The organism is Falsirhodobacter halotolerans (assembly GCF_022899245.1).
GTDB classification, from domain to species: domain Bacteria; phylum Pseudomonadota; class Alphaproteobacteria; order Rhodobacterales; family Rhodobacteraceae; genus Falsirhodobacter; species Falsirhodobacter halotolerans.
This window is the reverse complement of the sequence record NZ_JALJAZ010000001.1, coordinates 2,427,256-2,445,709: the sequence shown is the minus strand read 5'-3', so window position 1 is coordinate 2,445,709 and position 18,454 is coordinate 2,427,256. Positions and strand designations below refer to the sequence as shown.

Genomic DNA, 18,454 nt, shown 5'->3' with positions numbered 1-18,454 from the left:
ATACCTCCGGCAGGGCAACCCGCCGGGGGTCGGTCTGTTCCGTCAGACGCCCGCGTCGGCCGCGATTTCGGCGCGGGATTTGCGTGCGCGTTCGGTTGCGGATTTCAATTGTCCGCAGGCCGCCATGATATCCTCGCCCCGCGGTTTGCGGATGGGGGAGGCATAGCCCGCGTGATAGATGATATTGGCAAAAGCCTGAATCCGGTCCCAGTCCGAGCGCTGGTAGGCGCTGCCCGGCCATTCGTTGAACGGGATCAGGTTGATCTTGGCCGGGATGCCCGCGATCAGCTTGACCAGACGGCGCGCATCCTCGTCCGTGTCGTTCACGCCCTTCAGCATGACGTATTCGAAGGTGATCCGTTCGCTGTTGGACAGGCGGGGATAATCGCGCAGCGCGTCCAGAAGCGTCTTGATGTTCCAACGCTTGTTGATCGGCACCAGCTTGTCGCGCACCTCGTCGGTGGTCGCGTGGAAGGACACGGCCAGAAGGCAGCCGATCTCCTCCGCCGTCTTGGCGATCTCCGGCACCACGCCCGAGGTGGACAGCGTGATCCGGCGGCGCGAGAGGCTGAGGCCTTCATTGTCCATCACGACATGCATCGCGTCGCGCACGGCGTCGAAATTGTAAAGCGGCTCGCCCATGCCCATCAGGACGATGTTGGACACCAGACGCGTCTCGTCCTTGGGCGCGCCCTGTTCCGGCCATTCGCCCAGATCGTCGCGAGCCAGCATCAGCTGGCCCACGATTTCGCCCGCCGTCAGGTTGCGGACCAGCTTCTGCGTGCCCGTGTGGCAGAACGAACAGGTCAGCGTGCAGCCGACTTGGCTCGACACGCACAACGTGCCGCGCCCTTCTTCGGGGATATAGACCGTCTCCACCTCATGCCCGCCGGCGATGCGAACAAGGTATTTGCGGGTGCCGTCCTCGGAGATCTGGCGGCTGACCACCTCGGGCAGGGCGATGTCGAAATGCGCGGCCAGCTTGGTGCGGTAATCCTTGGCCAGGTTGGTCATCAGGGCGAAATCGCGCACACCCCAGTGATAAAGCCACTGCCACACCTGACCCAGACGCATCTTGGCCTGTTTTTCCGGCGTGCCCATCGCCACCAGCGCCTCATGCAACTGCGCGCGCGTCAGGCCGATGATGTTCGTCTTCGCCCCCTCCGGCCGCTTGCGCGGAAGGGTCAACACGTCCTGCGTGATGGGGGCGGTGGCGTTCATGATGGCCTCGGGGTGTTTGGGAAGGCCGTCCTATACGCGATTCCGGCCCGGATTTAAATGCAAAAACGCCCCGGACCTGCCGGAGCGCCTGTTCACGATGCCGCAAGGATCACTTGCAGCGGTTTTCGGCTTCCGTCATCGCGGCCGTGAAGCCCATGAGCGAGAAGGTGTCCTGCGTCTGCGTTCCACGCGACGACCGCGCGGTCAGCACCGCCTCGGACCCGCCGCGCATCGCGGCCAGGATCGTGCTGTCGGCCCCCGCATCGGCCGGCCAGGCCCATTGCCCGTCGGTGACCATCTGGAACGTGCGGCCGTTGATCGCCACATCCACCGTCGATCCGCCGGCAAAGGGATAGCCGCCGGTGAACGACACCTCGCCCGCCGATCCCGCACCGGGGCGATAGGTCACGAACAAAAGGATATCGCCACGCTGCACCTCGGCCGGTTGGCCGTTGCGGGTGTTGGCGGTGGATTTCGGGCTGGACACGCCCCAGCATTCCTTGGGGTTGTCTTCGGTGAACACGCTCCAGTCGGTTTTCGTCGCCACACGATTGGTCGATTCCTGCGCCACCGCGCCGGTCGTGAAGGCCGCAAGGGCCAGCATGGCAGCGCCGATCCGGCACCCGTTCGTCGAAATCATGTCCCAGCCTCCGTTCCGGCCCGGCCTGTCGCCTTGCAGACGCTTTTGGGGTCGCGGGCCCGTTAAACTCGATGCGCCTTCCATACCGTGATTTGCGCGCGGATTCAAAGACCATCTGTCCCGCAATCGCGCATCTGTGACGCATGTCTTGATTTGGCGGGCGGCTGTGGCAACATCAGGGGAATGAATGCCCCGATCCCCTTTCCCGAACAGGTCCATTTCGACCGGACCGAACTTGGCCTGATTCTGTCCCTCTATGGCCGGATGGTGGCGCAGGGCGAATGGCGCGATTACGGGATTTCGGCGATGCGCGATCTGGCGGTGTTCGCGGTGTTCCGGCGCACGGCGGAAACCCCGCTTTATCGGATCGAGAAACGTCCCGCGCTGCGCCATCGGCAGGGAATGTATGCGGTGGTGGGGATGGACGGCCAGACCCTGCGCCGGGGCGCGGATCTGGCGCAGGTTCTGCGCGTGCTGGAAAAGAAGTCGCTGCGGGTGATCGATTAAGGACGCCGCCGCGCGGTGACCGGCCCGCCGCCCGCCGTCTCGATGCGGCGGATGGCCACCGCCGTCTCCTCGATCACCACGGACATGAAGGCGGCCGTCGCGTGGATCATGCGCCGCGCGTCCATCGCCAGGGCGACATGGCCCTTCCAGAACAGAAGATCGCCGCGCTGCAGATCCCCCTCCACCGTCTGGCCAAGCGCCTGTTGCTGGTCGCTGTCGCCCGGACAGGGCCGCCCGCAGGCCAGATGCGCGATCTGCACAAGGCCCGAACAGTCGATGCCGCTGCGACTGTTGCCGCCCCACAGATAGGGGGTGCCCAGAAACCGTTCGGCCACCGCCACAGGATCGGCCATCCAATCGCCCAAGGGGCGCAGATGCGCGGACCAGAGCCAACCCTTCGTGGTTTCCGTCCAGCCGTCCTGTTCCCCCAGGGCCGTCACGCGCGCGCCCATGGTCAGGCTGGCAATCTCGCGCGTTTTCAGGCGGGGTTCGGGGTAAAGGTGGCTGGCGGGTGCCGCGACCCAGTGGGTCTGGGCCAGTTCGGGTTCCAGCGCCGTCACGGGAACCCAGCCGCAATAGCCGTCGCGGCCCGCCTGGCCGAAGGCGTAATGCGGATCGCGGTCGATGACGGTGAAGGGCGCGCCCATCGGCAACTGCCGGTCGCGCGCGCCCTGGGGGGCGGCCAGAAGATCGACCAGCGGCTGGGAGATCTGCCGCGCCTCGCCTTGGGTGTAACGGGGGCGGTCCAGCGTGCCGCGCAGCGATTCATGGGCGACGGCTGCGGTGGCGGGGGTCAGGCGGCGGTCCATCGTTCAGATATCCAGAAGACCGGGCAGGGCGGCCAGAATGGCGCGCGCACCTTGGCCGGAACCCCCTTTCGGGCGGCCGGGCGCATCGGTCGGCTGATGGCCATAGATGTCGAAATGCACATACCGCTCCGGGGCGAAGCGGCGCAGGAACAGCGCGGCCGTGATCGCGCCCGCCATGCCGCCCGCGGGCGCGTTGTCCAGATCGGCGATGGCGGGTTCGATCATCGCCTCATAGGGCTGCCAGAAGGGCATCCGCCAGACGGGGTCGAATGCGGTCGCGGCGGCGGTCTGCAACGCGGCCGCATCGGCGTCATTGTCGGTGAAGAACGGCGCAAGATCCGGCCCCACGGCCACCCGCGCGGCCCCCGTCAGCGTCGCCATGGAGATGGTGAGGTCCGGCGCACCCTCCGCCGCCAGGGCCAGCGCGTCGGCCAGCACCAGCCGCCCTTCGGCGTCGGTGTTGTTGACCTCCACCGTCAGGCCCTTGCGCGAGGTCAGGATGTCGCCCGGACGCATCGCCCGGCCCGAGACGGCGTTTTCCGCCACCGGGATCAGCACCCGCAGCCGGACGGGCAGGGCCAGTTCCATGATCATCTGCGCAAGGCCCAGAACCGTGGCCGCGCCGCCCATGTCCTTTTTCATCAGCAGCATCGACGCGGCGGGCTTCAGGTCCAGGCCGCCCGTATCGAAGACGATGCCCTTGCCCACCAGCGTCAGGTGCGGGCCCGTGGTGCCCCATGTCAGATCCAGAAGACGCGGCGCGCGGTCCGATCCCGCCCCCACCGCATGGATCATCGGGAACCCGTCGCGCAAGCCGTCGCCCTTGGTGACCGCCAGCGCGGCCCCGCAGCGGGTGGCAAGATCCTGCGTGGCGGCCTCCAGCTCCTCCGGGCCCATGTCGGCGGCGGGGGTGTTGATCAGGTCGCGGGTCAGCCATTCGCCCCGCGCCAGCGCGGCCAGCCGGTCGGCCCCTGCGGGCAGTTTCAGGCGCGGCCCCTCAACCGGACCACGTTTGTAACGGGTGAAGCGATACCGCCCCAGAAGGAAGGCGAGCACCGCCTCCTCCAGATCGGGCCCGTCCAGCCCTTCGATGTGCCAGTCGCCCGCCGGCAGACGCGCCGCCGCCGCGAGACCAAAGCGCGTGCGGCGGCGGGCGGCGGCCGTGCCGTGCCCGATCACCGCAAAGGCGGGCGCGCCGTCCGGTCCCGGCACCAGACGCACATCCCCCAACGCGGCGGCAAAGCCCGTTCCGTCCAGCCAGGCGCGGGTGGCCGCATCCTGTGTCTGAAGCCAATCGGCCAGCCCCTCGGCGGGGACGGCGATCAGGGGGCGGGTCGTGGCATCGGCGGGGCTGAGAGGCAGGTCCATGAAAAAGGCTCCGAAGGTCGTGGCGCGGCGGAGCCTAGCCCTTTGCCCCGCCGCCGCAAGTCTTGATCCGCCCATTCCCGCCCGGCGGACGCGGGCATTCGCCGGGCGCATGGCAAGGGGCCGCGCATTCCGAGGTCCGCCCCGCGCCCCCGCGCCAAACCGGGCGGATCGCGGTATGTTCAAACGCCGGGTTTAATGCCAGAACCGGACGTGCCGCGACGGCAACCGAATGTCCAAAAGGAGCCCTCATGCAGGATGCACGCCCCCTCCCCACCTATCTCGTGCAACGCTTTCACGGCTGGCGCGCCATCAATTATCAGGGCAATCAGGCCTGGTTCCGCCGCCTTGCCACGGAAGGCCAGCACCCCCGCGCCATGGTCATCGCCTGCTGCGACAGCCGCGTGGATGTGGCCGCGATCTTCGGCGCCGATTCGGGGGAATTGTTCATCCACCGCAATGTCGCGAACCTCGTGCCGCCCTACAATCCCGACAACGATTACCACGGCACGTCGGCGGCGGTGGAATATGCGGTAACCTCGCTCAAGGTCGCGCATGTGGTGGTTCTGGGCCATTCCAACTGCGGCGGGGTGAAAGGGTGCCTTGATATGTGCGAAGGCAACGCCCCCGCGCTGGAGGAATCGACCTCATTCGTGGGGCGCTGGATGGACATCCTGCGCCCGGGATACGAACGCGTGAAGGCCACGGCCCCCGCCGATCCGCTGCGCGAGCTGGAAAATCAGGCGATCCTTGTCAGTCTTGAGAATCTGATGACCTTCCCCTTCGTCAAGGATGCGGTGGATCAGGGACTTTTGTCGCTGCACGGCGTCTGGAACGACATCGGCGAAGGACAGATCGAACAGTTCGACGCCTCCAGCCGCGCGTTCAAGCCGGTTTAACGCAGCATCTCGGCGGTCAGCCGGGCGCGCAGGCGATCCTTGTCCCCGGCGATCATGCCGGGGATCAGGAACAGGTCCACCACCCACCAGACCAGCACGATGAGCGAGGTGATGCCGAAGGTCAGCACCCCCAGAAGCATCAGCGCCAGCATCGCAAACCCCGTGCCGGGCCGCCCGAGATAGAAGCGGTGCACGCCGAACGTGCCCAGAAAGAACCACAGGAGATAGCTGGCCCCCGTGGATTTCGCCTGATTGGTCACGCGCTGTTCGATCAGGATCTGCTGTTGGGTGTCGAGCATGGGGTTCCCTTCGGTTTCCTTGCTTATCTGGGATGCGGTCCGGCGGGCGCAAGATGGACCCGCGTCTGCGCATATCCCTTGGCGGACACGACGTTGCACAGGTCGGTCCAGGCGCATCCCGCGCAGGCCGCCCGCAGACGGCCATCGGCAAAACCCTGCCGCAGGGCCGCAAGCCGCGCCGCATCAAGCGTGATCCGGGTGCCCGTGTCCAGACGCTGCCCCAGAAGATGCCCCGTATCCGCCGCCGCACGCCGGTCCCGTGCGCGCACACTGTCGCCGTGGCAATGGGGGGAGGGGCCGTTCAGAAGGGGCGCGCAGATGTCGTCGGGGCCGTCGACCAGAACGATATCCTCGCCCTGGGCCAGCCGTGCGGCGATCCGGTCGTAATTCGCCACGAAATCCGGGGTATAGCCGCGCCCCACATAGGTCAGGAGGCACAGCAGATGGTGGGCCCGCAGGCGCAGGGTCATGACCCGTGCGCCCGCAGGGGGGATCCGGCGATCACCCTTTCTTCAGACAGCGCTTGCCCAGCACTTCGGCGATCTGCACCGCGTTCAGCGCGGCGCCCTTGCGCAGGTTGTCCGACACGCACCACAGGTTCAGGCCGTTGTCGATGGTGCTGTCCTGACGGATGCGGCTGATATAGGTCGCGTATTCGCCCACGCATTCGATGGGCGTGACGTAGCCGCCGGCCTCGCGCTTGTCCACGACCAGGATGCCCGGGGCTTCGCGCAGGATGTCGCGGGCCTCGTCCTCGTCCAAGAAATCCTCGGTTTCGATGTTGATCGATTCCGAATGGCCGACAAAGACCGGCACCCGCACGCAGGTGGCCGTGACCTTGATGGAGGTGTCGAGGATCTTCTTCGTCTCGGCCACCATCTTCCATTCTTCCTTGGTGGACCCGTCATCCAGGAAGACGTCGATATGCGGGATCACGTTGAAGGCGATCTGCTTGGTGAATTTCGACGGCGCGACCTCCTGACCGGGGACGTAAAGGCCCTTGGTCTGGTTCCACAGCTCGTCGATGCCCTCTTTCCCCGCGCCCGACACGGACTGATAGGTGGAGACGACAACGCGCTTGATCTTTGCGCGGTCGTGCAGGGGCTTCAGCGCCACGACCATCTGCGCGGTGGAGCAGTTGGGGTTGGCGATGATCATCTTCCGGGTATAGCCGTCCACGGCCTCGGCATTCACCTCCGGCACGACCAGCGGAACGGCGGGGTCGTAGCGATAGAGAGAGGAGTTGTCGATGACCACGCAGCCCGCCGCCGCCGCCTTGGGGGCATAGGTCTTGGTGGCGTCCGACCCGACGGCGAACAGCGCCATGTCCCAGCCGGTGAAATCGAAGGTATCGAGGTCCTTGGTCTTCAGTGTCTTCTCGCCGAAGCTGACCTCGGTGCCGATCGACTTGCGCGACGCCAGCGCCACGATCTCGTCAATCGGAAACTCGCGCTCGGCGAGGATGTTCAGCATTTCGCGGCCCACATTTCCCGTGGCACCCGCGACGACGACCCTGTAGCCCATCCTGGACCTCCTTTTCGTCTGAGAGAGGGACGCCGTCCCTTACCCCAGCCCCCCTGCGGTTGAAAGGATTATCCGTTCGGATGCAGGATAAATCGCGAATCTTGCGCGATGAGGGTGTGGACCCAAGTCGCCTCCGCCCCGAAGTCGTGCGGCACGTCCGCCGCCTGCCGCCGCCCCGAAAGCGACAGCGAGGCGAAAAAGTCGAAGCCGAACAGATCCACGCGCGCCGCGCCCGATCGGGCCAGAAGGTCGATCATCATCGCCCCCGTGGTGGGCGGGGCGCCCAGCCGGGCCTTCAACGCGTCGTAATCGGCGCGCGGATGCAGATAGAAGCCGGGGGTCGTGGCCACCGCCCATGTCAGGCGTTTGCGCTTGGGCGACATCCACATCACGCGGGCGGGCGACAGGTCGGCCAGGCGGGCGGGGGCAAGGCGGGTCGCCAGCGCCAGCGCGTCGGTGCGCGTGCCGTGGGAGGCGACGTCGGGCATGGGGGCGCGGTTGATGCGGATGACGTGATCCGCCGCGTCGATCTCCGTGCCGCGCCGGGTGCCCGCCAGCGCGCGGGCGTTGCCGACCAGCGCGATGCGCGCGCCCCGCCAGGCGGCCAGAACCTCGGCCTGCGGCACCGACAGGGGGGCGAGCCGGGCATCCTCGCGCAAGGCCCGCGCGATCCAGAACCCGATCCGGTTCACGCCAGCATCCGGCGATAGACGGCGTTGAGGGCGCGGGCCTCATCCTCGATCCGAAAGCCGCCCTCCACCCTCGCGCGCGGGGCGTCGGAGGGCGGGGTGTCCAGCAGGGCGGCGATCGCTTCGCGAAGGGCGGGCACGTCGTCGGGCGCGACCAGACGGCCCGTATCGCCCAGCAACTCCTCGAACGCGCCGACGCGTGTGGCAACGACCGGCACCCCGCAGGCCATCGCCTCCAGCGGGGTCAGGCCGAACCCCTCCCACCGCTGCGGCGCGACATAGAGATCCAGCGCGGCATACCAGTCGGGCATCCGGTCCACCGTCACCTCGGGCCGCAGCAGGATGCGGTCGGTCAGCCCGGCGGCGGCGATGCGGGCCTTCAGGTCATCCAGAAAGGCGCGGTCCTTGTCCACCGCCCGCCCCATCACAAGCGCCGTCACATCGGGGTGCCGGGGCAGCAGGTCGATCATCGCCGCCACGAAATTGTCCGTCCCCTTGGACGGTCGGATGCGGCCATAGCACCCGACCAGCCGCCCCTGCGGCAGTCCCAGACGCGTCCGCAAGGCGGGGCGGTCCTGCGGCGGGGTGAACACCTCCGTGTCGATCCCGTGCAGGATCACATCCGCGCCCCGGTCCAGATAGGCGGCCCCCTTTTCCGAGGTGGCCACGATCCCGTCCATCCGCCCGATCAGCCATTTGGTATATCCGCTGTGGCGGCGCTGCGAGGCGGAGGTGAACAGCAGCCGATATTTCCGCCGCAGGACATGGCGCAGAAAAAGGCCTGTCAGCATCTCGGTGTTGCGCCGCGCGTGCCAGACCCGCCAGCGGTCGCGGGGCGCGGTCATCGCCCGGATCAGGGGCACATGCGGCACGCCCGCAGGCAGGCCCGGCCCCGTGGCCGCGATGGAGATGTCGCGCGCCTGCACCGGAACCAGCCGCGCGATGGTGGCCGTCACGCCCGACAAGCGGCGTTTGAGGTTCGGGGCGACGACGTCGGGCACCATCAGTCGAAGATCAGCTTGGCGATCACCAGAACCACGCCCGCGCCCACCAGCGCCACCGCCGCGACGGCCAGAAGCCCGCCGACCGCCAGAAGGCTAAGGCCGATCAGACCCAGCACCACCGGCACTGCCACGGCCGAGGCGACGCCGATCGCGACATAGCGCCCGCGATGCCCCCCCGCGATCAGCGCCGCGATCCAGCCCGCCAGCGCCCCGATCAACGCCGTCAGGATGATGGCCGCCCAACCCAGCCCCTGCAGAAGATCTTCCATTCCGACCCCTTACGCCAATGCCACGTCCCGCCGTTCCCGAATGGGCAGGTGGATCAGCGCGGAAAACGCGCCCACCCCCACCCCGATCCACCAGACCAGCGTGTAATTCCCATATAGATCATAGAGCGCGCCGCCCAGCCAGACCCCCAGGAACCCGCCCAACTGATGCGAGAAAAAGACGATGCCATAAAGCGTGCCCATATACCGCAGGCCATAGATATGCGCGACCAGCCCGCTGGTCAGCGGCACGGTCGCCAGCCACAAGGTGCCCATCAGTGCCGAGAACAACAGGACCGTCGGCGGCGTCATCGGCGTCAGGATGAACCACGCCCCCACGATCGTCCGCGCGACATAGATGCCGAAGAGCAGATATTTGCGCGGATAATGCGCGCCCAGCCATCCGGCGGTGATCGTGCCCATGATGTTGAAGACGCCGATCACCGCGATCGACACCGCCCCCAGGGCCGATGTCGTGGCGATGCCCACCCCCGTCAGCAGCCCGCCCGGATGCAGCGGGCCGCAGAATTCGGCGATGAAGGCCGGGAAATGCGCGGTGATGAAGGCCAGCTGATAGCCGCAGGAAAAGAAGCCGAGGAAGATCATCGCAAAGGTCGGATCGCGAAAGGCGCGGGACAGGACCTGCCCCATGCTCTCCTCCAGCTCGGTGCGTGAGGCGAGCGCGGGCGCGCGCATGAAGGGCAGCGCCAGAAGCGAGACCAGCACCACCCCCGCGAACACCACGAACACCATCGGCCAGTCCATGCGGCCCAGCAGCAGTTCGGCCATGGGCGCGCCGATGATCTGCCCCGCCGATCCCGCCGCCGTGGCGATGCCCAAGGCCATGGAACGGTTCTGCGGCGAACTGGCCCGCCCGACCACGGCCAGAATGACGCCAAAGCCCGTGCCCGCAATGCCGAAGCCCACCAGCACCTCCCACGCCTGCATCTGGAAGGGCGTGGTGGCCGTCGCGCTCAGCACCAGGCCCGCGGCATAGGTGACGGCCCCGGCGATGATCGCCTTGCGGTCGCCGAACCGTTCGGCCAGCGCGCCGAAGATCGGCTGGCCGATGCCCCAGGCGAGGTTCTGGATGGCGATGGCCAGCGAAAACTCTGCCCGCGCCCAGCCGAAAGTGTCGGCCACCGGGATCTGGAACACGCCGAAACTGGCGCGGATCGCAAAGGACAGCATCAGGATCACGCAGCCCGCGATCAGGACGGGGGTGAAGACGGGGGCGCGTGTCATGGGAACCTCGGGTCGATGTCGCGCGATCTTGGGTCCGTCATCCGGCAAGATCAACGCTTTCATTGTTCCGATACATGGGTAGGTTTGCAGGAAGGCACATGCGAGGTGAACGATGCAGGATTGGTGGCGCGGCTCGGTAACCTATCAGATCTATCCCCGGTCGTTTCAGGACGACAACGGAGACGGCATCGGCGATCTGCCGGGAATCACGCGGCGTCTGCCGCATGTGGCCTCGCTTGGGGTGGATGCGATCTGGCTGTCGCCCTTCTATCCCTCGCCCATGTTGGACATGGGCTATGACGTCTCGGACTATTACGACGTGCATCCCGAGTTCGGCACGCTGGCCGATTTCGACGATCTGGTGCGGGTGGCGCACGATCTGGGGCTGAAGGTCATCGTCGATCTGGTCATCGCCCATTGCTCGCATCTGCATCCGATCTTCGCCGAAAGCCGGCGCGACCGCACGAATCCCAAGGCCGACTGGTTCGTCTGGGCCGATCCGCAGCCCGATGGCGGGCCGCCCAACAACTGGCTGGCGATTTTCGGCGGCACCGCATGGACGTGGGATGCGGGGCGGCGGCAGTATTACCTGCACAACTTTCTGGCCGAACAGCCCGCGTTCAATTTCCACAACCCGCAGGTGCAGGAGTATTTTCTGGACGTGTTCCGCTTCTGGCTGGATCGCGGCGTGGACGGGTTCCGGCTGGATACGGTGAACTACTATTTCCAGGACCGCGCGTTGCGGTCGAACCCGGCGCTGGACATGGAGCGCCCGCCGATCAACCCCTATGACATGCAGGATCAGATCTTCTCCAAATCCCGCCCCGAAAACCTGCCTTGGCTGGAGAGGATGCGCGCGGTCACGGACGCCTATGACGCGCGCATGATGGTGGGCGAGGTGGGTGACGCCCTGCGCGGGATCGAGATCATGGGGGAATACACCACGGGCACCAAGCGGCTGCACATGGCCTATTCCTTCGACATGCTGGGCGATCATTACGAGGCGGGGTTCTTTCGTCAGGCGATCGAAGGGTTCTTTCGCGATGCGCCGGACGGCTGGCCGTGCTGGGCGTTTTCCAACCACGACGTGCCGCGCCATGCGGGGCGGTGGTCTTCGCATGGCCAGACCGAGGATGTGGCCAAGCAGTCCGCCGCCCTTTTGTGCAGTTTCGAAGGGTCGCTCTGCCTGTATCAAGGGGAGGAGCTGGGCCAGACCGACACCGAATTGCAATACAGCGAGCTGACCGATCCCAAGGGCCTGCGCTTCTGGCCGGATGAGAAGGGGCGCGACGGATGCCGCACGCCCATGGCATGGGACGACAGCGCTGAGGGCGGCTTCACCACCGGCACGCCGTGGCTGCCGGTGAAGCCGCCGCAGGCCGCCCGCAACGTGGCCGCGCAAGAGGAAGGGGATACGGTCCTGAACACCTATCGCGCGGTGCTGGCCTTCCGGTCCGCGCATCCCGTCCTGCGCACCGGTCACACCGCGTTCCACGACCTACCGGAGCCGATCCTTGCCTTCACCCGCTGGCACGAGGATGTGGCGGAGCGTGTGCTTTGTGTCTTCAACCTCGGCGCCAATCCCGTGGCCGTGGCGATCACGGGGGGCGAGGAGTTGATCGGCCCGCACCGCAACGCCGACCTGTCGGACGGCACCTTGCGGCTGGGGCCGAACGGGTATGCCTGGCTGCCGGTGGGGGATGCGGTGACGGTGGTGCGGGCGTGATCGGCTGGGCCGGGCCGGAGGATGCGGAGGCGCTGATCGCGCTTTACCGCCATCTGGTGGCTGAGGCGGCGGAGGCGGATGCGGCCACCACCCGCGCCAACCTTGCGGCCCTTGCGCAGATACCGGGCAGCGGCGTTCTGGTGAAACGGGCGGGGGATCGGATCGTGGCCTCGGTCACGCTGGCGGTGATCCCGAACCTGACGCGGGGCGGGCGGCCCTTCGGCGTGATCGAGAATGTGGTGACCCATGCCGACCACCGGCGGCAGGGGCACGGGGCGGCGGTGCTGCGCGCGGCCATCGACGCGGCATGGGCGGCGCGCTGTTACAAGATCCTGCTGGCCACCGGATCGACCGAGGTCGCGGCGCATCGGTTCTACGAAAGCATGGGGTTCGATCGCGGCAAGACGGCCTATCGCCTGCGCGCGCCGGATCATCCGTGATCAGGCGCGGTGATAGGGCGCGCCCGCCAGAATCGAGGTCGCCCGATAGAGCTGTTCGGCCAGCATGACCCGGACCAGCATGTGCGGCCAGACCATCGCGCCGAAGGACAGCGCGAAATCCGCCCGCGCGCGAAAGGCCGGGGCCAGACCGTCCGCCCCGCCGATGACGAAGGCCACATCCTGACGCCCCGCATCGCGCCAGCGGGCCAGATGGTCGGCGAAATCGGGGCTGGTCAGGGTGCGGCCCCGTTCATCCATCACACAGACGAAGGCCCCCTGCGGCAGGGCGCGGGTCAGAAGCTCGGCCTCCGCCTCCATGCCGGCGTTCTTCTTGTCCTCGACCTCGTGCAGCGTAAGGGGACCTAGGCCGAGCGCCCGCCCCGTGCGGTCGAACCGCGTGACGTAATCGTCGAACAGGTCACGCTCGGGGCCGGAGCGGAGCCGACCCACCGCGCACAGATGGACCCGCGTCACGGCGTGGAGGGCTGCTGATCCTGATCGTGCCCGAAATCGGAGGCGAGCCACATCTTCTCAAGCTGATAGAACTCGCGCACTTCGGGGCGGAAGACGTGGACGATGACATCGCCCGTGTCGATCAGAACCCAGTCGCCGGTCTCCTTGCCCTCGACCTTGGACACGCGACCGAAATCGTCCTTGATGCACTGCATCAGCTTTTCGGAGATGGAGGCCACCTGACGCGACGACCGGCCCGAACAGATGACCATGTAATCGGCCATGGAGGAACGGCCGCGCAGGGGGATCTGCACGATATCCTCGGCCTTGTCGTCTTCGAGGGATTCGAGAACGCGGGCCAGAATCGCCTCGCTCTTGGCGTCGTTGAGAGGTTCCGCGTTCATGTCGGGACGCGGCCCGACCGGCAGGCCGGTCGATGGATCGGAATGAGACAGGACATCGTCCTCCAGTTTGTCGCGCGCGGGGATCGCCCCCGAGCCATTGGCCAAAGATTACCACGAAGGGGGTGCGACCTCAACGGGCGGTTGGCAGGGACGTGCACGGGTCGAGGTTTCGCATCAGGTCACGCATCTCCGCCTGCGTCAGCGCGCTGCGGGGAAGATAGCCGAACCCCGGAACCGAAATGCGGTGGGACACGCTTTCGGGCCGTGCGGGGTTCCGCGTGGCGCAGACCGGCAGCCGGATGGCGGACCGATCGGGCAGCCAGTTCCGTTCCCAGAACCCGCTGGCCTCACGCAGATAATCGTCGGCGATGCGATAGGTGTAGATGCCCGACGTTCCGCTGCGACGCACGGCGTCCAGGATCAGTGGGATCAGGGTTCCGGCATCGTCCTTGTCCGTGCGGCTCAGGAACCGGATTGCCCCGGCCGTATGTTCCAGACTGATGCCCGAGGTCATGGTCACCTCCACCCGCATCGCCCCAAGCTGGGAGGCCATGTCATGCCGGGTGCCCTGTGCCCCGACCATCCCCGCCCAAAGCATCGCCATCGCCGCCAAAACGTATTTCACACCCGCGATCCCCATCGCACACTTGTCTGCCGTGACGATGATGGTAATATACGACCCCATGCAAGGGTTCATTTATTTCAATATTACCGATCATGCCCGCCTTCCGGCGCGGTTCTTCGGCGCGACCCGCAACGTCCTAGCCAGCCTTTGATGCGGCGGGGTGCAGACCTGCGCCCCATACGCCGCTGATCCGACGTTCCAAAGCCATCCGAATCTCAGGACGAGCCATGACCGCTCAAGCACGCACGCTTTACGACAAGATCTGGGACGACCACGTCGTCCAGCAGGATGCCGACGGCACCTGCCTTCTCTATATCGACCGCCATCTGGTGCATGAGGTAACCAGCCCGCAGGCCTTCGAGGGGCTGCGCATGGCGGGCCGCCGCGTTCACGCGCCCGACAAGACCATCGCCGTGCCGGACCACAACGTCCCCACGACCGAGGGCCGCGAGACGCATATCGAAAACGAGGAGGGACGGATTCAGGTCGCGGCCCTGGATACCAACGCCCGCGCCTCGGGGGTGCACTACTATCCCATCGACGACATCCGGCAGGGCATCGTGCATATCGTCGGGCCGGAGCAGGGCTGGACCCTGCCCGGCATGACCGTGGTCTGCGGCGACAGCCACACCGCGACGCATGGCGCCTTCGGCGCACTGGCCCACGGCATCGGCACGTCCGAGGTCGAACACGTTCTGGCGACGCAGACGCTGATCCAGAAGAAGTCGAAGAACATGAAGGTGGAGATCACCGGATCCCTCCCCCCCGGCGTGACGGCCAAGGACATCACCCTGACGGTGATCGGCCGGACCGGCACGGCGGGCGGCAACGGCCATGTCATCGAATATTGCGGTCAGGCGATTCGAGAATTGTCGATGGAAGGCCGGATGACCGTCTGCAACATGGCGATCGAAGGGGGGGCGCGCGCCGGTCTGGTCGCGCCGGACGAGACGACCTTCGCCTATTGCAAAGGCCGCCCCAACGCGCCCAAGGGCGAACAGTGGGACGCGGCGGTCGCCTATTGGAAGACGCTGTTCTCCGATGAGGGGGCGCATTACGACAAGGTCATCACGATCCGCGCCGAGGATATCGCCCCCGTGGTGACATGGGGCACCAGCCCCGAGGATGTGCTGCCGATCACCGGCGTCGTGCCGGACCCCGCCAGCTTCTCCGGCGGCAAGATCGCGGCGGCGCAACGGTCGCTCGACTATATGGGCCTTCAGGCGGGCCAGAAGCTGGACCGGATCGAGATCAACACCGTCTTCATCGGGTCCTGCACCAACGGCCGGATCGAGGATTTGCGCGCGGCGGCCGAGGTGCTGAAGGGCCGCAAGGTCAAGGACGGCATCCGCGCGATGGTCGTGCCCGGATCGGGCCTTGTCCGGGCGCAGGCCGAAGCGGAGGGGATCGCGCAGGTCTTCACCGATGCGGGCTTCGAATGGCGTCTGGCGGGGTGCTCCATGTGCCTTGGCATGAATGACGACCAGCTGAACCCCGGCGATCGGTGCGCCGCCACATCGAACCGCAATTTCGAAGGGCGGCAGGGGCGCGGCGGGCGCACCCACCTCATGTCCCCCGCCATGGCGGCGGCGGCGGCGATCACGGGCCGCCTGACCGATGTGCGCGATGTGATGGCGGAGGGCGTGTGATGGACAAGTTCACCCAACTGACGGGCGTGGCCGCGCCGATGCCGCTGGTCAACATCGACACGGACATGATCATCCCCAAGCAGTTCCTGAAGACGATCCAGCGTTCCGGCCTTGGCAAGAACGTCTTCGACGAATTGCGCTACGAGGCGGACGGGTCGGAGAAGCCGGACTTCGTCCTGAACCAGCCCGCCTATCGTCAGGCGGAGATTCTGGTGGCGGGCGACAATTTCGGCTGCGGATCGTCGCGCGAACATGCGCCTTGGGCGCTTCTGGATTTCGGCATCCGCTGCGTGATCTCCACCAGCTTTGCCGACATCTTCTATAACAACTGCTTCAAGAACGGCATCCTGCCCATCACCTTCCCGCAAGAGGTGGTGGACGAGCTGATGGACGACGCGCGCCGCGGCGCCAACGCCCGCATGACCGTCGATCTGGAGCGGGAGGTGGTGACGACCTCGGACGGGAAGGAGTTCGCCTTTTCCATCGATCCGTTCCGCCGCCACTGCCTGTTGAACGGGCTGGACGATATCGGCCTGACGCTGGAGAAGACCCCTGCGATTCAGGGGTTCGAGGCCAGGATGGCTTCGTCCCGGCCCTGGGTCTGAGGGCGGCTTAACCACCCGTTAATCAAGCCCCGATACACCCCGCCCATGCGCGGGGTGTTTCTGTTTCTTCTGGTCGTGATGCCGTGCGCCGCGCTGGCCGACACGGTGCGCATCGCCACCTACAATGCGGGCCTGTCGCGCAAGGGGCCGGGGCTTTTGCTGCAGGACATCTGGACGCGCGACGCGCAGGTGCTGGCCGCCGCCGCGATGGTCGGGGCGACGGACGCCGACGTGATCCTGCTGACCGATGTGGATTGGGATCTGAACCTGACCGCGCTGGCTGCGTTCAACGATCTCTTGGACGCCCCCTATCCCCATGTCTTTGCGCGCCTGCCCAACAGCGGCATGGCGACGGGGCTGGACCTGAACCTTGACGGGCAGCGGGGCGGGCCGGATGACGCGCAGGGGTTCGGCTTCTTTTCCGGCGATGGGGGCATGGCGGTTCTGTCGCGCTATCCCATCGGCGCGGTGCGGGATTTTTCGGACGTCCTGTGGGCCGATCTGCCGGATGCCCTGCTGTTCGACGGCATGACCGAGGACGCGCGGGCGGTCCAGCGCCTGTCCTCCACCGCCCATTGGGAGGTGGAGGTGATCCTGCCCTCCGGCCCGCTGCGCCTTCTGGCCTTTCACGCAACGCCCCCGGTCTTCGATGGGCCGGAGGATCGCAACGGCCGCCGCAACCATGACGAGATCGTCTTCTGGGCCGATCTGATCGAGGGGCGTCTGCCCTTTCCTCCGCCCGATGGCCCGTTCGTCATTCTGGGCGATGCCAATGCCGATCCGGTGCGGGGCGATGGCCTGCGGGCCGGGATCGACCGGCTGCTGACCCATCCCGCCCTTCAGGATCCCGAGGCGCTGACCGATCGCCCCACCGCCGAATATGACAGCGCGGGGCCGCTGCGCGTGGATTACATCCTGCCGCAAGCGGGCTTGACCGTGACGGGGGCCGGATTGATCGACGGCCCCCTTGCGCGGGAGGCGTCGTCGCATTGGCCGATCTGGGTGGAGATCGACCGGCCCTAAAGACTGTCCTCCACGCGAAAGCCGTCGGGGATGGTGTCCCGCCCCTCCAGCACCAGATCGGCCATGACCTGCGCCACCCTGGGGGCCATGCCGAAGCCGATCTTGAACCCGCCATTGGCGACGAACCGCCCCACGTGGCCCGGCCACGCGCCCAGCATCGGCGCGCGGGACCGCGCCCGGGGGCGGTATCCGGCCCAGCGTTCGATCACCGGCGCGGCGGCCAGCGCGGGGACCGCCGCCGCGGCCCGATCGCGCAGGGCCTCGACCTGCGCGTCGATCGCAAGGTCGGTCGCCTCGTTCTCGGTGGTCGATCCGATTGCCACAGTGCCATCGGCATGGGGAATGATGTGCAACCCGTCCACGAACAGTTGCGGCAGATCGGCCGCATCGAACCGCATCACCAGCGCCTGCCCCTTGATGCCGGTGCCGACCTTGCGGCCCAGATCGTCCGACAGCGCCGCCAGCCCCGCAGCCCCCGTGGCCCAGATCGCGGGCGGACCGGAGGGCGCATCCGCGCCGATCACCCCGCCCTTGGCACGGATCGCGGCGGCCAGCGCCGCCAGCGCGCGGCGCGGCGCGATGCGGGCGGTCAGCGTATCCTCGATCACCAGCCCGGTGGGCGAGGGGGGGGCCCAATCCGGCGCCTCAACCACCCGCCACGCCGCGCGGCCCTGCCACAGATGGTCGGCCCCCTCGGCCCGCGCCCGCGCCAGATCCACGGCGGCGGCGTCGGCCAAGGGCTGCAACCGCCCCGTGCGGCCATATCCCGAAGGCACGCCGCCCGCCGCCTCCACCCCGGCCCAGAAGTCTTGCCCCATCAGCAGGCTGTCCAGCTGGAACGCCTTCTTGGCATTCCACTGTTCGGGCACATGCGGGGCCAAGGCCCCCACCACGCCGCCCGACGCCCCCGCGCCGATGCCGTGCGGATCGGCCACCTGCACCCGCGCACCCCGACGCACCGCGTCCCACGCGATGGACAGGCCGAAAATACCGGCGCCGTGGATGACCAGATCGGGCAACATGCCCCCCTGATACGGCGGTTGCGCTTTTCGCGCCAGAGG

General features: G+C 67.2%; 22 protein-coding genes. 7 read left to right on the top strand and 15 right to left on the bottom strand.

All coding sequences use genetic code 11. The features are described from left to right. Nucleotides 1-42: 42 nt before the first annotated feature. Entirely contained in the window at nucleotides 43-1,221 is a 1,179-nt protein-coding gene (gene rlmN / locus MU449_RS12745) for a dual-specificity RNA methyltransferase RlmN (protein WP_244738643.1), read from the bottom strand. 109 nt (nucleotides 1,222-1,330) lie between these two features. After that, nucleotides 1,331-1,861: an invasion associated locus B family protein gene (locus MU449_RS12740; protein WP_244738641.1), complete on the bottom strand. Its 531-nt coding sequence runs from the start codon at nucleotides 1,859-1,861 to the stop codon at nucleotides 1,331-1,333. A 183-nt stretch (nucleotides 1,862-2,044) separates the two neighbouring features. On the opposite strand from MU449_RS12740, the gene MU449_RS12735 reads away from it, so the two are divergent. After that, entirely contained in the window at nucleotides 2,045-2,368 is a 324-nt protein-coding gene (locus tag MU449_RS12735) for a DUF2794 domain-containing protein (RefSeq protein ID WP_244738638.1), read from the top strand. Here MU449_RS12735 and MU449_RS12730 read toward each other — a convergent pair. Together MU449_RS12730 and MU449_RS12725 are read right to left on the bottom strand one after the other, a co-directional pair. Next, the gene (locus tag MU449_RS12730) at nucleotides 2,365-3,177 is read right to left on the bottom strand and encodes a C40 family peptidase (protein WP_244738636.1); all 813 of its coding nucleotides are present in this window, start codon (nucleotides 3,175-3,177) and stop codon (nucleotides 2,365-2,367) included. The genes MU449_RS12735 and MU449_RS12730 overlap by 4 nt on opposite strands. Nucleotides 3,178-3,180: 3 nt before the next feature. Beyond that, nucleotides 3,181-4,539 carry a leucyl aminopeptidase family protein gene (locus MU449_RS12725; RefSeq protein WP_244739078.1) on the bottom strand — a complete coding sequence of 453 codons (1,359 nt, stop codon included), beginning with the start codon at nucleotides 4,537-4,539 and terminating at the stop codon, nucleotides 3,181-3,183. A 254-nt stretch (nucleotides 4,540-4,793) separates the two neighbouring features. On the opposite strand from MU449_RS12725, the gene MU449_RS12720 reads away from it, so the two are divergent. Continuing rightward, a complete protein-coding gene (locus tag MU449_RS12720; protein ID WP_244738633.1) occupies nucleotides 4,794-5,441 on the top strand; it encodes a carbonic anhydrase in 648 nt (215 codons plus the stop codon). On the opposite strand, the gene MU449_RS12715 is transcribed toward MU449_RS12720, so the two are convergent. The 7 genes from MU449_RS12715 to MU449_RS12685 form a co-directional block, all read right to left on the bottom strand. Further along, nucleotides 5,438-5,740, bottom strand: a complete 303-nt coding sequence (locus MU449_RS12715) for a TM2 domain-containing protein (protein ID WP_244738631.1) — start codon at nucleotides 5,738-5,740, stop codon at nucleotides 5,438-5,440. The two genes, MU449_RS12720 and MU449_RS12715, sit on opposite strands and share 4 nt — an antisense overlap. A gap of 23 nt (nucleotides 5,741-5,763) precedes the next feature. Then, nucleotides 5,764-6,210: a DUF1284 domain-containing protein gene (locus MU449_RS12710; RefSeq protein ID WP_244738625.1), complete on the bottom strand. Its 447-nt coding sequence runs from the start codon at nucleotides 6,208-6,210 to the stop codon at nucleotides 5,764-5,766. 31 nt (nucleotides 6,211-6,241) lie between these two features. After that, nucleotides 6,242-7,264, bottom strand: a complete 1,023-nt coding sequence (locus MU449_RS12705) for an aspartate-semialdehyde dehydrogenase (protein ID WP_244738624.1) — start codon at nucleotides 7,262-7,264, stop codon at nucleotides 6,242-6,244. 68 nt (nucleotides 7,265-7,332) lie between these two features. Further along, entirely contained in the window at nucleotides 7,333-7,956 is a 624-nt protein-coding gene (locus tag MU449_RS12700) for a glycosyltransferase family 29 protein (RefSeq protein WP_244738614.1), read from the bottom strand. Next, nucleotides 7,953-8,957 (bottom strand): glycosyltransferase family 4 protein, encoded by a 1,005-nt coding sequence (locus MU449_RS12695; RefSeq protein WP_244738612.1) that lies wholly within the window; start codon nucleotides 8,955-8,957, stop codon nucleotides 7,953-7,955. The genes MU449_RS12700 and MU449_RS12695 overlap by 4 nt, the downstream gene beginning before the upstream one ends. Then, nucleotides 8,957-9,226 carry a GlsB/YeaQ/YmgE family stress response membrane protein gene (locus MU449_RS12690; RefSeq protein ID WP_244738610.1) on the bottom strand — a complete coding sequence of 90 codons (270 nt, stop codon included), beginning with the start codon at nucleotides 9,224-9,226 and terminating at the stop codon, nucleotides 8,957-8,959. Before MU449_RS12690 ends, MU449_RS12695 begins: the two co-directional genes overlap by 1 nt. Nucleotides 9,227-9,235: 9 nt before the next feature. Beyond that, nucleotides 9,236-10,468: an MFS transporter gene (locus MU449_RS12685; RefSeq protein ID WP_244738607.1), complete on the bottom strand. Its 1,233-nt coding sequence runs from the start codon at nucleotides 10,466-10,468 to the stop codon at nucleotides 9,236-9,238. A gap of 112 nt (nucleotides 10,469-10,580) precedes the next feature. Here MU449_RS12685 and MU449_RS12680 point away from each other — a divergent pair, with 112 nt between their 5' ends. After that, nucleotides 10,581-12,194: an alpha-glucosidase gene (locus MU449_RS12680; RefSeq protein WP_244738606.1), complete on the top strand. Its 1,614-nt coding sequence runs from the start codon at nucleotides 10,581-10,583 to the stop codon at nucleotides 12,192-12,194. Next, entirely contained in the window at nucleotides 12,191-12,634 is a 444-nt protein-coding gene (locus MU449_RS12675; RefSeq protein ID WP_244738605.1) for a GNAT family N-acetyltransferase, read from the top strand. Before MU449_RS12680 ends, MU449_RS12675 begins: the two co-directional genes overlap by 4 nt. On the opposite strand, the gene rlmH is transcribed toward MU449_RS12675, so the two are convergent. The 3 genes from rlmH to MU449_RS12660 form a co-directional block, all read right to left on the bottom strand. Then, nucleotides 12,635-13,108 carry a 23S rRNA (pseudouridine(1915)-N(3))-methyltransferase RlmH gene (gene rlmH / locus MU449_RS12670; protein WP_244738604.1) on the bottom strand — a complete coding sequence of 158 codons (474 nt, stop codon included), beginning with the start codon at nucleotides 13,106-13,108 and terminating at the stop codon, nucleotides 12,635-12,637. After that, nucleotides 13,105-13,491 carry a ribosome silencing factor gene (gene rsfS / locus MU449_RS12665; RefSeq protein ID WP_244739076.1) on the bottom strand — a complete coding sequence of 129 codons (387 nt, stop codon included), beginning with the start codon at nucleotides 13,489-13,491 and terminating at the stop codon, nucleotides 13,105-13,107. The genes rlmH and rsfS overlap by 4 nt, the downstream gene beginning before the upstream one ends. Nucleotides 13,492-13,621: 130 nt before the next feature. After that, nucleotides 13,622-14,176 carry a hypothetical protein gene (locus MU449_RS12660; RefSeq protein ID WP_244738603.1) on the bottom strand — a complete coding sequence of 185 codons (555 nt, stop codon included), beginning with the start codon at nucleotides 14,174-14,176 and terminating at the stop codon, nucleotides 13,622-13,624. 167 nt (nucleotides 14,177-14,343) lie between these two features. Here MU449_RS12660 and leuC point away from each other — a divergent pair, with 167 nt between their 5' ends. From leuC to MU449_RS12645, 3 genes are all read left to right on the top strand, one after another. Beyond that, nucleotides 14,344-15,765, top strand: coding sequence for a 3-isopropylmalate dehydratase large subunit (gene leuC, locus MU449_RS12655; protein ID WP_244738601.1), 1,422 nt, complete (start codon nucleotides 14,344-14,346; stop codon nucleotides 15,763-15,765). Continuing rightward, nucleotides 15,765-16,370 carry a 3-isopropylmalate dehydratase small subunit gene (leuD, locus tag MU449_RS12650; RefSeq protein ID WP_244738599.1) on the top strand — a complete coding sequence of 202 codons (606 nt, stop codon included), beginning with the start codon at nucleotides 15,765-15,767 and terminating at the stop codon, nucleotides 16,368-16,370. Before leuC ends, leuD begins: the two co-directional genes overlap by 1 nt. Before the next feature lie 78 nt (nucleotides 16,371-16,448). Next, on the top strand, nucleotides 16,449-17,393 hold the full coding sequence (locus MU449_RS12645) for an endonuclease/exonuclease/phosphatase family protein (protein ID WP_244739074.1): 945 nt from the start codon (nucleotides 16,449-16,451) through the stop codon (nucleotides 17,391-17,393). On the opposite strand, the gene MU449_RS12640 is transcribed toward MU449_RS12645, so the two are convergent. Next, a complete protein-coding gene (locus MU449_RS12640) occupies nucleotides 17,390-18,415 on the bottom strand; it encodes an FAD-dependent oxidoreductase (RefSeq protein WP_244738597.1) in 1,026 nt (341 codons plus the stop codon). The genes MU449_RS12645 and MU449_RS12640 overlap by 4 nt on opposite strands. Nucleotides 18,416-18,454 lie beyond the last annotated feature (39 nt).

Excerpts from the sequence above, each read along its gene's own strand:
- rlmN (WP_244738643.1), bottom strand. The coding sequence starts at position 1,221 with ATGAACGCCACCGCCCCCATCACGCAGGACGTGTTGACCCTTCCGCGC.
- MU449_RS12740 (WP_244738641.1), bottom strand. The coding sequence starts at position 1,861 with ATGATTTCGACGAACGGGTGCCGGATCGGCGCTGCCATGCTGGCCCTT.
- MU449_RS12735 (WP_244738638.1), top strand. The coding sequence starts at position 2,045 with ATGAATGCCCCGATCCCCTTTCCCGAACAGGTCCATTTCGACCGGACC.
- MU449_RS12730 (WP_244738636.1), bottom strand. The coding sequence starts at position 3,177 with ATGGACCGCCGCCTGACCCCCGCCACCGCAGCCGTCGCCCATGAATCG.
- MU449_RS12720 (WP_244738633.1), top strand. The coding sequence starts at position 4,794 with ATGCAGGATGCACGCCCCCTCCCCACCTATCTCGTGCAACGCTTTCAC.
- MU449_RS12715 (WP_244738631.1), bottom strand. The coding sequence starts at position 5,740 with ATGCTCGACACCCAACAGCAGATCCTGATCGAACAGCGCGTGACCAAT.
- MU449_RS12710 (WP_244738625.1), bottom strand. The coding sequence starts at position 6,210 with ATGACCCTGCGCCTGCGGGCCCACCATCTGCTGTGCCTCCTGACCTAT.
- MU449_RS12705 (WP_244738624.1), bottom strand. The coding sequence starts at position 7,264 with ATGGGCTACAGGGTCGTCGTCGCGGGTGCCACGGGAAATGTGGGCCGC.
- MU449_RS12695 (WP_244738612.1), bottom strand. The coding sequence starts at position 8,957 with ATGGTGCCCGACGTCGTCGCCCCGAACCTCAAACGCCGCTTGTCGGGC.
- MU449_RS12690 (WP_244738610.1), bottom strand. The coding sequence starts at position 9,226 with ATGGAAGATCTTCTGCAGGGGCTGGGTTGGGCGGCCATCATCCTGACG.
- MU449_RS12685 (WP_244738607.1), bottom strand. The coding sequence starts at position 10,468 with ATGACACGCGCCCCCGTCTTCACCCCCGTCCTGATCGCGGGCTGCGTG.
- MU449_RS12680 (WP_244738606.1), top strand. The coding sequence starts at position 10,581 with ATGCAGGATTGGTGGCGCGGCTCGGTAACCTATCAGATCTATCCCCGG.
- rsfS (WP_244739076.1), bottom strand. The coding sequence starts at position 13,491 with ATGAACGCGGAACCTCTCAACGACGCCAAGAGCGAGGCGATTCTGGCC.
- MU449_RS12660 (WP_244738603.1), bottom strand. The coding sequence starts at position 14,176 with ATGGGGTCGTATATTACCATCATCGTCACGGCAGACAAGTGTGCGATG.
- leuC (WP_244738601.1), top strand. The coding sequence starts at position 14,344 with ATGACCGCTCAAGCACGCACGCTTTACGACAAGATCTGGGACGACCAC.
- leuD (WP_244738599.1), top strand. The coding sequence starts at position 15,765 with ATGGACAAGTTCACCCAACTGACGGGCGTGGCCGCGCCGATGCCGCTG.
- MU449_RS12645 (WP_244739074.1), top strand. The coding sequence starts at position 16,449 with ATGCCGTGCGCCGCGCTGGCCGACACGGTGCGCATCGCCACCTACAAT.
- MU449_RS12640 (WP_244738597.1), bottom strand. The coding sequence starts at position 18,415 with ATGTTGCCCGATCTGGTCATCCACGGCGCCGGTATTTTCGGCCTGTCC.